This window comes from Lysobacter sp. Hz25 (assembly GCF_046097045.1).
In the GTDB taxonomy this organism is placed as follows: domain Bacteria; phylum Pseudomonadota; class Gammaproteobacteria; order Xanthomonadales; family Xanthomonadaceae; genus Lysobacter; species Lysobacter antibioticus_B.
Map to the genome: position 1 here is coordinate 2,333,185 of NZ_CP175666.1, position 12,966 is coordinate 2,346,150.

10 protein-coding genes are annotated in these 12,966 nt (G+C 69.0%); 9 read left to right on the forward strand and 1 reads right to left on the reverse strand.

What is annotated here, in order from left to right:
* The first annotated feature begins 58 nt into the window (after positions 1-58).
* From folK to pgi, 5 genes are all read left to right on the forward strand, one after another.
* On the forward strand, positions 59-586 hold the full coding sequence (folK, locus tag ACKN61_RS09920) for a 2-amino-4-hydroxy-6-hydroxymethyldihydropteridine diphosphokinase (protein WP_408953321.1): 528 nt from the start codon (positions 59-61) through the stop codon (positions 584-586).
* 153 nt (positions 587-739) lie between these two features.
* Positions 740-1,570 carry a 3-methyl-2-oxobutanoate hydroxymethyltransferase gene (gene panB / locus ACKN61_RS09925; RefSeq protein WP_408953322.1) on the forward strand — a complete coding sequence of 277 codons (831 nt, stop codon included), beginning with the start codon at positions 740-742 and terminating at the stop codon, positions 1,568-1,570.
* A 121-nt stretch (positions 1,571-1,691) separates the two neighbouring features.
* Positions 1,692-2,537, forward strand: a complete 846-nt coding sequence (panC, locus tag ACKN61_RS09930; RefSeq protein ID WP_408953323.1) for a pantoate--beta-alanine ligase — start codon at positions 1,692-1,694, stop codon at positions 2,535-2,537.
* Positions 2,538-2,685: 148 nt separating this feature from the next.
* On the forward strand, positions 2,686-3,066 hold the full coding sequence (panD, locus tag ACKN61_RS09935; RefSeq protein WP_031373460.1) for an aspartate 1-decarboxylase: 381 nt from the start codon (positions 2,686-2,688) through the stop codon (positions 3,064-3,066).
* A gap of 13 nt (positions 3,067-3,079) precedes the next feature.
* A complete protein-coding gene (pgi, locus tag ACKN61_RS09940; protein WP_408953324.1) occupies positions 3,080-4,591 on the forward strand; it encodes a glucose-6-phosphate isomerase in 1,512 nt (503 codons plus the stop codon).
* A 1,083-nt stretch (positions 4,592-5,674) separates the two neighbouring features.
* Here the strand turns inward: pgi and queG are convergent.
* On the reverse strand, positions 5,675-6,814 hold the full coding sequence (gene queG, locus ACKN61_RS09945; protein ID WP_408953325.1) for a tRNA epoxyqueuosine(34) reductase QueG: 1,140 nt from the start codon (positions 6,812-6,814) through the stop codon (positions 5,675-5,677).
* On the opposite strand from queG, the gene ACKN61_RS09950 reads away from it, so the two are divergent.
* The 4 genes from ACKN61_RS09950 to mutL all read left to right on the forward strand — a co-directional run bounded on the left by ACKN61_RS09950 (position 6,813) and on the right by mutL (position 12,966).
* A complete protein-coding gene (locus tag ACKN61_RS09950; protein ID WP_408953326.1) occupies positions 6,813-8,312 on the forward strand; it encodes an NAD(P)H-hydrate dehydratase in 1,500 nt (499 codons plus the stop codon). The two genes, queG and ACKN61_RS09950, sit on opposite strands and share 2 nt — an antisense overlap.
* A 65-nt stretch (positions 8,313-8,377) precedes the next feature.
* Positions 8,378-8,881 (forward strand): tRNA (adenosine(37)-N6)-threonylcarbamoyltransferase complex ATPase subunit type 1 TsaE, encoded by a 504-nt coding sequence (gene tsaE, locus ACKN61_RS09955; RefSeq protein ID WP_408953789.1) that lies wholly within the window; start codon positions 8,378-8,380, stop codon positions 8,879-8,881.
* 87 nt (positions 8,882-8,968) lie between these two features.
* Complete coding sequence (locus tag ACKN61_RS09960; protein ID WP_408953327.1) at positions 8,969-10,741, forward strand: N-acetylmuramoyl-L-alanine amidase; 1,773 nt, start codon at positions 8,969-8,971, stop codon at positions 10,739-10,741.
* Between the two features lie 341 nt (positions 10,742-11,082).
* Positions 11,083-12,966, forward strand: a complete 1,884-nt coding sequence (mutL, locus tag ACKN61_RS09965; RefSeq protein WP_408953328.1) for a DNA mismatch repair endonuclease MutL — start codon at positions 11,083-11,085, stop codon at positions 12,964-12,966.

Here is a 12,966-nt window from a genome sequence, read left to right on the forward strand (position 1 = left end):
TCAGACGATCCCGGCTGCGACCGGCTTCCGGTGACCTTGAATCTGCGATGGCCTGAGCATGACCTGGACCGCATCCGCCCCGTCGACGGTCGTTTTCGTCGGCCTCGGCAGCAACCTCGGCGACAGCGCCGAGGTTTTGCGCGCCGCCTCGCGCGCCCTCGACATTGCGCCGCAGACGCGGTTGTTGCGCCTGTCCAGCCTCTACCGCACGCCGGCCTGGGGCGTCACCGAGCAACCCGATTTCGTCAACGCCGTGGCGATGCTCGAAACCGGCTTGAGCGCGCAGCATCTGCTCGCGGCGATGTTCGCGATCGAACGCGAGGCCGGACGCGCGCGCCGCGCCGACGGCAGCGACCGCTGGGGCCCGCGCACGCTCGACCTCGACCTGCTGCTGTACGGCGAGGCGGTGATCGACGAGCCCGGCCTGCACGTGCCGCATCCGCATCTGCACGAACGCGCATTCGCCCTGGTGCCTTTGCTCGAAATCGCGCCCGACGCCGTCATTCCGCGGCGCGGACCGGCGCGCGAGGCCTTGCAGCGCATCGATGCCGGCGTGATTCGCCGGCTCGACACGGTCGATAATTGACCGCCGCGCTGCGCGCATGAGGCGGCCGGCTTGCCGCGCCGTGGCGGGCTGACCGCGTTGCGCGCATGGCCGGTCGCGCCCCGGCGCAACCTGTTAAGTTATTGCGCTCTCCCCAGCGGCGTCCGCGCGCCACCGCCCGGACGAACCCACACCATGTACACATCGGCCCCCACCGACAGACCGGCCGCCAAGGCCTGGACCGTGCCCATGCTCGCCGACGCCAAGCGCGACGGCCGCAAGCTGGTCATGCTGACCGCCTACGACGCCAGTTTCGCCCGCACCATGGACGCGGTCGGCATCGAGCTGGTGTTGGTCGGCGACTCGCTCGGCATGGTCGTGCAAGGCCAGAACAGCACCTTGCCGGTCACCACCGCCGACATGGCCTATCACACCGCCTGCGTCGCGCGCGGTTTGTCCAAGGCGCTGTTGATCAGCGACCTGCCGTTCCAGTCCGACGCTACGCCCGAACGCGCGCTCGAAGCGGCGACGCGGCTGCTGCAGGCCGGCGCGGCGATGGTCAAGCTGGAAGGCGCGGGCCATAAGCTCGAAGTCATCCGTTTCCTGGTCGAGCGCGAGATCCCGGTTTGCGCCCATCTCGGCCTGACCCCGCAATCGGTGTTGCGCCTGGGCGGTTACAAGCTGCAGGGCCGCGACGACGCCACCGCGGCCAGGCTGCGCGCCGACGCGCGCGCCGTGGCCGAGGCCGGGGCGACCTTGCTGGTGCTCGAATGCGTGCCGACCGGGTTGGCCGCGGCGATCACCGCCGACCTCGCCATCCCGACCGTCGGCATCGGCGCCGGCCCGCATTGCGACGGCCAGGTGTTGGTGCTGCACGATCTGCTCGGGGTCAACTCGGGCCATCGCCGGCCCAAGTTCGTCAAGGATTTCCTCGCCGAGGGCGGCTCGGTCGCCGGTGCCTTCCAGGCCTTCGCCGACGCGGTGCGCAGCGGCGCCTTCCCGGACGCGGCGCACTCTTACGACTGATCCTTGCGGCGGGTCCGTCCGGCGGTCATCCGCATTTGCGCGGCGCGCTGGAAATCGCCGCCGCGCACCCCGATCTTGCCTTCATCGCGGACCCGGTCCGCGCCGTCCTACCGAGTACCGCATGCTGACTGTCGATCAACTGGGCGCGCTGCGCTCGACCCTGGAAACGTGGCGCCTGGCCGGGCAACGCGTCGCCTTCGTGCCGACCATGGGCAACCTGCACGCCGGCCACCACTCGCTGATCCGCCTGGCGCGCGAGCGCGCCGACCGGGTGGTGGCGAGCGTGTTCGTCAACCCGACCCAGTTCGGCCCGAACGAAGACTACGGCCGTTACCCGCGCACGCCCGAGGCCGATGCCGAAGGCCTGCGCACGTCCGGTTGCGATCTGCTGTGGTTGCCTTCGGTCGAGACCATGTATCCCTTCGGCGCCGAGCGCACCGTGCAGGTGCGGGTGCCGCAGGTCACCGAGACCCTCGAAGGCGCGCACCGTCCCGGCCATTTCGACGGCGTCGCCACCGTGGTCGCGCGTTTGTTCAACCAGGTCCGCCCCGACGTCGCCGTGTTCGGCCGCAAGGACTACCAACAGCTCGCGGTGATCCGCTACATGGTCCGCGACCTCGCGTTCCCGATCGAGATCGTCGGCGCCGACACCCGCCGCGAGGCCGACGGCCTGGCCTTGAGTTCGCGCAACCAATACCTGTCCGAAAGCGAACGCCCGCAGGCGGTGGCCATCCACGCCTGTCTGCAATGGATGCGCGAGGCCAGCCAGGCCGGGCAGTCGCGCGCAGCGGTCGAGGCCGGCGCGCTCGAGCGCCTGGGCGCGGCCGGCTTCGTGGTCGACTACGCCGTGGTCCGGCGCCCGGACCTGGGCTTGCCCGAAGAGGGCGAGGGCGGGGCACGGGTGGCGTTGATCGCGGCCCGGCTGGGCCGCACCCGGCTCATTGACAACCTCGAATTCGAGACCTGAACAGGCGCCGGGCGCCCCATGAAAGCCGCGCCACTGAACGGGAATACTCCGTTCCGCCGGCCGCGCGCCCGACCCATGTTGCAGCGCGCCATGCGCTGCTAGACTTCTGGCCTTTCGCGCCCGCGCGTCTGCGGACGGAGTAACCGACATGCAACTGAACCTGCTCAAGGCCAAGATCCACCGCGCCACCGTGACCCACGCCGAGCTTCATTACGAAGGCTCCTGCGCCATCGATGGCCGCCTGCTCGATATCTCGGGCATCCGTGAGTACGAACAGGTCCACATCTACAACATCAACAGCGGCCACCGCTTCTCGACCTACGCCATTCGCGGCGAAGAGGGCAGCGGCGTGATCTCGGTCAACGGCGCGGCGGCCCACAAGGCCCAGCCCGGCGATCTGGTCATCATTTGCGCCTACGGTATCTGCGACGAGGCCGAGGCGGCGAAGTACAAGCCGACCCTGGTCTATGTGGACCGCAACAACCAACTCACCCACACCAACACCTCGATGCCGGCGCAGGCCGCCTGAGAACCGAAGACAGATGAGCGATGACGCCCGACTGACTGAGCTGCGCGCCGAAGTCGGGCGCGTCACCCAAACCCCGCTGCCGGCGTTGATCGCCGCCGATCCGGCCCGCGCAACGGACTTCACCGTCAAGGTCGGGCCGGTCTACGCGAGCTTCGCTCGCCAGCATTACGACCGCGCCGCGCTGGAGTGGTTGTTCCGCGCCGCCGAGGCCGCCGACAGCGTCGGCCGCCTGCGCGCCCTGTTCGACGGCGAGATCGTCAACGTCACCGAACGCCGCCAGGCGCTGCACAGCGCCCTGCGCAGCGACCTGTCCGCGACCGACACCGCGCGCGCTGCCCACGCCCAGGCCCTCGAAGCCCGCCAGCGCATGCGCGCTGTAGTCGATGCGCTCGCCGCTAGCGAGGTCACCGACATCGTCAGTGTCGGCATCGGCGGTTCCGATCTGGGCCCGCGCCTGGCCGTGGATGCGTTGACCGGCGCCGCCCCGGGCCGCTTCCGCGTGCACTTCCTGTCCAACGTCGACGGCCACGCCGCCCAGCGCGTGCTTGCCGGCCTCGACCCCAAGCGCACCGCCGCGCTGTTGATCTCCAAGACCTTCGGCACCCAGGAGACCCTGCTCAACGGCGGCATCCTGCGCGACTGGCTCGGCGACGACGCGCGCCTGTACGCGATCAGCGCCAACGTCGAGCGCGCGGCGGAGGCCTTCAACATCCCCTCCGAGCGCATCCTGCCGATGTGGGACTGGGTCGGCGGCCGGTATTCGCTGTGGTCGGCGGTCGGCTTGCCGATCGCGCTGGCGATCGGCATGGACGCGTTCGAGCAGTTCCTCGACGGCGCCGCCGAGATGGACGCGCACGTGCTGCGCACGCCGCTGCAGAACAATCTCGCCGCGTGGCACGCGCTGACCGCGATCTGGAACCGCAACGGCCTCGGCTACGCGACCCAGGCCGTACTCGCCTACGACGACCGCCTCAAGTTGCTGTCGAATTATCTACAGCAGTTGGTGATGGAAAGCCTGGGCAAGTCGGTGCGCCTGGACGGTTCGGCCGTCGCCGGCGACACCGTTGCGGTGTGGTGGGGCGGCGTCGGCACCGACACCCAGCACAGCTTCTTCCAGGCCCTGCACCAGGGCACCTCGATCGTGCCGGCCGACTTCATCGGCGTGGTCCGTTCCGACGCGCCGTATGCGCAGAACCATCGCGCACTGCAGGCCAACCTGCTGGCCCAGACCGAGGCCTTCGCCAACGGCCAGGGCAGCGACGACCCGCACCGCGTCTACGCCGGCGGACGCCCGAGCACGACCATCCTGCTCGACGCCTTGACCCCGCATTCGCTCGGCGCCTTGTTGGCGATGTACGAACACAGCGTCTACCTGCAGTCGGTGTTCTGGGGCATTAACGCCTTCGACCAGTTCGGCGTCGAACTCGGCAAGCAAGTCGCCAGCCGTTTGCTGCCGGCCTTGGCCGGCGAAGCCGAGGCCGACGACCCGGTCACGCGCGAGCTGATCCGGCGCTTGCGCGGCTGAGGCCGCGGCGGATTCGCGATCAACAAGAACGGCGCTACGGCGCCGTTCTTCGTTTTCGGGGGGCTTCGGCTCTCAGGGTAGGAGCGGCGCAAGCCGCGACCAAGGGACGCGCAGAGACAACAAAGCTGACGTCATTCATCGAAGCGGCGCGCTTTCGCCGGAGTAGGAGCGGCGCGAGCCGCGACCGCGAACTGCGGTCGGTGCGGATCTTTCGTGGCCGACGTCGATCAAACATCGCTGCTGTTGCTATCGCCTTGCCCCTGTTGTTGCTGTGCGTCGTCTGGACCTTGCGAAGGCAATAGAAGACCCGAAGGGCGGCGCGCAGGGATGCGCGTCGTTTTTCATCGGGACAGGGATGTCCCGTATGAAAAATCCCGGCGTCGGCATCGCTCGTGCGGGCTTGTGATTCAAAACAAAAGCATTTTTCTTTGGTTACTTTTGACCGAAGGGAATCCAGACGGACTTTTGTTGCTTTAGACAAAAGAAAGTTACCCGCCGCTTTAGTGGCGGAAGCTCTTAGCGTTTGATCTTGCTTCTGAAAACCCCAAGCAAGTGCAGAGCTGTCACTCATGTAGGAGCGACGTAAGTCGCGACCGATCTCGCCGGATATCGGTTAAGCAAGTGCAGAGCTTCCGCCCGCTACGCGGCCGGGTTACTTTCTTTTGCTAAGCCCAAAAGAAAGCTAACCAAAGAAAAGGGCTCTCCTTGCAAGGGCACAGGCCACGAGTGCGCAGCGCGTGCCGGGATTTTCCGATAAGACATCCTTGTCTTATCGGAAAACGGCGCACGTCCTGTGCGCCGCCCTCCGGGTCTCCAGGCGTTCTCGCGAGCTCGGAACTGCGCCAAGCTTATCCGGCAACGGCAACGGCAACGGCAACGGCAACGGCAACGGCAACGGCCGTCGCCGCTCTTGGGTAGGAGCGGCGCAAGCCGCGACGCGATAGTCAATGGCGACGGTGGCTCGAAGTCTCCGATGCATTAGCAGTGCGGCGCAGTAGTCGCCGGTTCGCGTCGCGGCTTGCGCCGCTCCTACCCTTTGGGGCCCGGCCCATGGCGCCGCACCACAGAACGCTATGTCGCGGGCTACGGCACCCCGTGCCGCGCCAGCGCCCATTCGACATGCTCGCGCACGATCTCGCTGGGATGCTCGCGCCGCGAACGCAAGGCGGCGATTACTTCGTCGCTGCCTGGGGCGTTGCCCAAGGCGACGGCGATGTTGCGCAACCAGCGTTCGTGGCCGCTGCGGCGGATCGCGGAGCCTTCGGTGCGGCGCAGGAATTCGTCTTCGTCCCAGGCGAACAACTGCGCGAGGCTGGCGCGGTCGAGGTCGTTGCGGGCGCGGAAATCGGGTTCGTCGTTGCGCTTGGCGAATTTGTTCCAGGGGCAGACGAGTTGGCAGTCGTCGCAGCCGAAGATGCGGTTGCCGATCGGCGCGCGCAGTTCGACCGGTATAGGGCCTTCGTGCTCGATCGTCAGATAGGAGATGCAGCGCCGCGCGTCGAGGCGGTGCGGGGCGACGATGGCCTGGGTTGGGCAGATGTCGATGCAGCGCGTACAGGTGCCGCAGTGCGCGCTGGCCGGGCGGTCGATCGGTAAGGGCAGGTCGACGTAGATCTCGCCGAGGAAGAACCAGGAGCCGCCGTCCTTGTCGATCAAGCAGGTGTGTTTGCCGATCCAGCCCAGCCCGGCATTGCGCGCCAACGCGCGTTCGAGCACGGGCGCGGAGTCGACGAACACGCGATGGCCGAACGGGCCGACCAGTTCGGCCAGGCGGTCGGCCAGGCGCTGCAGGCGCTGGCGCATCAGCTTGTGGTAATCGCGGCCGAGGGCGTAGCGGGCGACATAGGCGCGTTCGCCGTCGGCGAGCGTGACCCAGGCGTCTTCGTCGTCGCGACGGCCGTAGTCGAGGCCGACCGAGATCACCCGCAGGGTGCCCGGCAGCAATTCGCCGGGACGCGCGCGCAAACCGCCGTGGCGGGCCATCCAGTCCATCGAGCCATGCAGGCCCTGGTCGAGCCAGTCCAGAAGGTAGGCCTCGTCTTCGGCCAACTCGATTCCGGAGATGCCGCAGCGCTGGAAGCCGAATTCGCGGGCGATCTCGCGGATGCGCAGGGCCAACGCCGCGTAGTCGGGCGCTGTTTCGGGCGCATCGGCGGACACGGAAGGCGAAGTGGGGCGGGCGTCGGGCTGGCTCACGATGCGGCAAGTATAGAATCGCTGCATGTCGCCGACCGCTGAAACTTCATCGCCGATGCCGCCGACGGCCTTGTTCGACGGCGCCGCGCTGCGTGCGATCGAAGCCGCGGCCGCCGCCGAGCTCGGCGACGCCCATGCGCTGATGGCGCGGGCCGGCGAAGCCGCCTGGCGCGAGCTGTTGGGCCATTGGCCGCAAGCGATGCGCCTGTTGGTGGTCTGCGGCCCGGGCAACAACGGTGGCGACGGTTACGTATTGGCGATGCACGCGCAGCAGGCCGGGCGCAAAGTACAGGTGCTGCGCCTGCCCGGGCATGCGCCGCGTGGAGCGCTCGCCGAGCGGGCCGCCGCCGGCTACGCGCAGGCCGGCGGTCGCGTGGTCGAATTCGAAGGCGCCTTGCCGGAGACCGAGCTCATCGTCGACGCGCTGTTTGGCATCGGCCTGTCGCGTGCGCCCGACGCCGCGGCGGCGGCGCTGATCGATGCGATCAACGCCCATCCAGCGCCGGTGCTCGCACTCGACGTGCCGAGCGGCGTCGATGCCGATCGCGGTTATGCCTACCCTTCGGCGGTGACCGCGCAGCGCACGCTCGAATTCATCGCCGGCAAATGCGGGCTGCGCAGCGGCGCCGCGCTCGATCGCGTCGGTGCGCTCGCACTGGCCGACCTCGGTTTGCCGCGCGAACTCTATGGCATATCGGCTAGCGCGCACTGGCTGCGCGCCGGCGACGTGTCGCGCTGGTTGTCGCCGCGTCTGCGCGACAGTCACAAGGGTCGTAACGGCCGAGTGTTGTGCATCGGCGGCGATCACGGTCACGGCGGTGCGTTGTTGCTGTGCGCACAGGCGGCTTTGCGCAGTGGCGCCGGCCTGCTCGATGCGATCACGCGCGAGGCGCATGTCGCGCCGATGCTGGCGCGATTGCCCGAGGCGATGCCGCGTGCGATCGGCGAAGGCGACGATCCAGGCGCGACCTTCGCCGCTGCGAACGTGATCGCGATAGGCCCCGGCCTCGGCCAGGAAACATGGGGGCGCGAGCTATACCGATATGCGCTGGACAGCGGAAAACCCCTGCTTTTCGACGCGGATGCGCTGAATCTGCTCGCCGCCGCGCCGCGGCGTTTGCCGGCCGATACGGTGCTGACGCCGCATCCCGGCGAAGCCGCGCGTCTGCTCGGCAGCGACACCGCCACGGTGCAGGCCGATCGTTTCGCTGCGGTGCGCGCACTCGTCGAGCGGTACGCCTGTACGGTCGTGCTCAAGGGCGCCGGCACCCTGGTCGCCGCACCGGATCGCATCGTGCGGGTGATCGGCGCCGGCAATCCCGGCATGGCGGTCGGCGGCATGGGCGACGTGCTCAGCGGCGTGATCGCCGCGTTGCGCGCGCAAGGTCTCGATGCATTCGATGCCGCCAGCTGCGGCGCGCTGCTGCATTCGCTGGCCGGCGACGATGCCGCGCGCGACGGCGGCGAACGCGGTCTGCTGCCGAGCGATCTGATGCCATGGCTGCGCCGTCGCGCCAATCCGTAAAGCGGCCCCGGCGGCTTGGATCGATCCGCAACGCGGAGCAGTCAGTAGAATCGGCAGGGATGAGCATGCACACGATCAAACTGCACTTGGGCGATGCCGAGGCCACCGACGCGCTCGGTGCCGCCCTGGCGCAGGCGCGGCCTGCGCACGACGGCGAGGGCCTGCACGTGCATCTGCACGGCGACCTCGGGGCCGGCAAGTCGACCCTGGCACGTGCCTTGTTGCGCGCACTCGGCGTTACCGGCGCGATCCGCAGCCCGACCTACACCTTGGTCGAGCGCTATCCGCTGGCCGAAGGCGGCGAGGCCTGGCACCTCGATCTGTACCGGATCGGCGATGCCGGCGAACTCGAATTCCTTGGCCTGGACGGCGGCGAAGCGGTGCTGTGGCTGGTCGAATGGCCGGAACGCGGCCGCGGTTGGCTGCCCGCGCCCGACCTGCGGGTCGAGTTGGCGGTCGAAGGAGCGGGGCGCGGGGTCCAACTTAGCGCGGTTTCGGCGGCAGGGCAGGCCTGGCTTGGCGCCCTGGGAGCCGCGACCGCTGGCTATGCGTTTGCGGCCGACTCCTGAACGATTCCATAGGAAGTGGCCCCAGGTGCCGGATTTGAAAGGGAAAAGTTCTTGCATTTACTGTGTCGCAGTGCTTGACTTACGCCCATGCGAGTCAAAGGCGCCACCGTCCAGAAATTCCTGCTCGGCATAGCGCTGTTGGCGGCGCTGGCCTGGAATCTCGCGCACGCCAGTGAAATCAAGGGCTTGGAGCTGCGCACCGGGGCCACCGGCACGCGCGCCGAGATCGCCCTCGACAAGAACGCCGATTACAAGGTCCTGAGCCTGAAGGGCCCGGACCGCCTCGTCGTCGACCTGCCGGCCTCCAGCGTCGGCAAGAGCGTCAAGCTCCCGGCCGGCACCGGCATCGTCAAATCCGTCCGCACCGGCGCACCGCAGCCGGGCACCGTCCGCATCGTCTTCGATCTCGCCCAGCCGGTCGCCGCGCTCAAGCCGCGCATCGAGCAGGGCGGCTCGGGCCCGCGTCTGGTCCTGGAATGGCCCGGCGACGGTATCGAACCCAAGACCGCGGTCGCCGCCGCGCCCGCACCGGCCGCCGCTGCGCCGACGACGACCGCGAACGCGCCGGCCGCGACGGTCGATCCTTCGGTCGAGTCCGCTGCCGCGACCAGCCGCCTGATCTCCGAACTGGCCGCCCGCAATGCTGCGGCGCCGGTGGCCACAACGACGGCCCAGATGCCGACCGCGTCGGTGCCGCATCCCGCTGCTCATGCTTCTAACTTGCAGGCTTCGAACCTGCAGGCTTCGAACCCACAAGCTTCGAACGCACAGGCTCCGGTCGCGCAGCTTCCGAATAGCCAGGCTCCGGCGCTGGCCGGCGCTGCAGTGACGTCGCCGGCCGCCAACCCCCAGCAACTCGCCGCCCAGCAGGCCGCGCGCCAGGCGGTGTTCGAGCAGGCCGCGCAAGCGCCGATGCCGACCACGGTCGCCGCCGGGGTTCCGACCCGCATCGCCACCGGTGTCCCGACCCGGGTCGCGACCGGCGTGCCGACGCCGATGCCCGGCGCCGCGACGGCTCCGGCCGCAGCGATACCCGAAAGCGCGCCGCCGGCCGGCGCGGTCAAGACCCTCAAGGACGTCATGCGCGGCCGCGGCATGCGCCCGCTGGTGATCGCGATCGATCCCGGCCACGGCGGCCAGGACCCCGGCGCGATCGGCCAGTCCGGTAAGCGCGAGAAGGACGTAACCCTGGCGATCGGCCGCGAACTCGCGCGCCAGATCAACGCCACGCCGGGCCTCAAGGCCTACATGACCCGCGACACCGACGTGTTCATCCCCTTGCCGCGTCGCGCTCAGTTGGCGCGCCAGGCCAAGGCCGACATGTTCATCTCGATCCACGCCGATGCCGCCGAAAACCGCGCCGCCAAAGGCTCGTCGGTGTACGTGCTGTCGCTCAAGGGCGCGTCCTCGCAGCGCGCGCGTTGGCTGGCGGACAAGGAAAACGCCTCCGACCTGGTCGGCGGCGTGCGCCTGCAGCAGACCGACAACACCCTGACCTCGGTCTTGCTCGACCTGACCCAGAGCGGCCATATGAAGGCCTCCGAAGACGCGGCCGGGCACGTGCTCAGCGGCCTCAAGCAGGTCGGCCACAACCACAAGCCGCATATCGAGCGGGCCAACTTCGCGGTGCTGCGCACCTCGGACATGCCGGCGATGCTGGTCGAGACCGCCTTCATCTCCAATCCGGAAGAAGAGCGTCGTCTCACCGACCCCTCGCACCAGCGCGCGCTGGCGCGGGCGGTGCTGGACGGCGTCAACACCTATTTCACCCGCCAGCCGCCGCCGGGCACGATGTATGCGGCGCGCGCCGAGGCGCAACTGCCTTCGCCGGGCGGGTTCGGAGGCGGCGGCAGCCCCTGAGGCAGCGGCATTCGTCTCGTATCAGACCGATCGACGGCCCCTCGGGGCCGTTTTCGTTTTACCCACGCGGCCCGGTTGTTGAATCCTTCTCCCGCTTGCGGGAGAAGGTGCCCGAAGGGCGTATGAGGGTGGCCCCGCTTGCGCGAGAAGGTGCCCGAAGGGTGGATGAGGGTGGCCCCGCTTGCGGGAGAAGGTGCCCGAAGGGCGGATGAGGGCAGGGCGCATAAGTGTCGGAACCGCCGGCACGCCCAAACCGCAAGCTGCGGATCGCGGAAGCCGCAGCCCAACGGCTATCATCGATCCCCATCCCCCGACGGTGCCGCGCGCACCGAATGCCGCCTGTGAGCATCCGCCAACTGCCCGACACCCTGATCAACCAGATCGCCGCCGGCGAAGTGGTCGAACGTCCCGCCTCCGTGGTCAAGGAACTGGTCGAGAACGCCCTAGACGCCGGTGCGCGCCGGGTCGACATCGACCTGGAAGAGGGCGGTGTGCGCCTGATCCGGATCCGCGACGACGGCGCCGGCATCTCGCCGGAAGAACTGCCTCTGGCGATCTCGCGCCACGCCACCAGCAAGATCGCCTCGCTCGACGACCTGGAAGGCGTGACCACCCTGGGTTTTCGCGGCGAAGCGTTACCCTCGATCGCTTCGGTCAGCCGTTTCGCTTTGTCCTCGCGCCGCATCGGCGAAGACCGCGGCGCCATGCTCGAAGTCGACGGCGGCCGGGTCGGCGAGATCGCGCCCAAGCCGCATCCGCAGGGCACCACGGTCGAAGTCCGCGACCTGTTCTTCAACGTGCCGGCGCGGCGCAAATTCCTCAAGGCCGAGCGCACCGAGCTGGGCCACATCGAAGAATGGCTGCGCCAGCTCGCGCTGGCCCGTCCCGACGTCGAACTGCGCGTTTCGCACAACGGCAAGCCGACCCGGCGCTGGAAGGGCGAGGGCGATCTGGTCGACATGGGCCTGTCGGACACCCGCATCAGCGAGGCGCTCGGCGAAGAGTTCGCCAAGAACGCGCTGCGTGTCGAACACAGCGGCGCCGACCTGCGCCTGCACGGCTGGATCGCGCAGCCGTCCTACAACCGCGCCAGCGCCGACCAGCAATACCTCTACGTCAACGGCCGCGCGGTGCGCGACCGCAGCATCGCCCACGCGGTCAAGCAGGCTTATGCCGACGTGCTGTTCCATGGCCGCCAGCCGGCCTACGTGTTGTTCCTGGAACTCGATCCGCGCCGCGTCGACGTCAACGTGCATCCGGCCAAGCACGAGGTGCGGTTCCGCGATGCGCGCCTGATCCACGATTTCGTCTATCGCACGCTCAACGATGCCCTGGCCGAGACCCGCGCCGGCATGGCCCAGCAGGCGCCCGCGGGTGCGGAACCGGCCGCTGCCGGTGCCGCCGGCTCGTCGATGTACGCCTGGCGCCCGCAGGCGCCGCTCGGCCTGCAGGTGCAGGAAACCCGTGCCGGTTACGCCGCCCTGTACGGCAACGGCGGTGGCGGTTCCGCCGGCGGCTCTTCCTATGCCGGTGGCGGTTACGGCGCCGGTGCGGGCAGCGGCAGCGCCTATGCGATGCCGCCGCGCGAAACGAGCGATGGCGTGCAGTCGCCGGGCTTGCCGCACAGCGACGACCAGACCCTGCCGCCGCTCGGTTATGCGATAGCGCAGTTGCACGGCATCTACGTGCTGGCCGAAAGCGCCGAAGGCCTGATCGTGGTCGACATGCATGCCGCCCACGAACGCATCGGCTACGAGAAGCTCAAGACCGCCCACGACGGCGAAGGCCTGCGCACCCAGCCGTTGCTGGTGCCGGCGAGCCTGGCGGTGTCCGAGCGCGAGGCCGAAGTCGCCGAGCGCGAGGAGGCGACGCTGGTCGCGCTCGGATTCGAAGTCACCCGCAGCGGCCCGCAGTCGCTGACCTTGCGCGCGGTGCCGGCGCTGCTGGCGCACGGCGACGTCGAGGCCTTGCTGCGCGACGTCCTCGCCGACCTGCGCGAGCACGGCGAATCGCGCCGCGTCGCCGCGGCCCGCGACGAATTGCTCTCGACCATGGCCTGCCATGGCGCGGTGCGCGCGAACCGACGTCTCACTTTGCCGGAAATGAATGCGTTGTTGCGCGAGATGGAGGCTACGGAACGCTCCGGTCAATGCAATCATGGCCGCCCCACCTGGGCGCGCTTCAGCCTGCCCGAGATCGACCGCTGGTTCCTGCGAGGCCGTTGA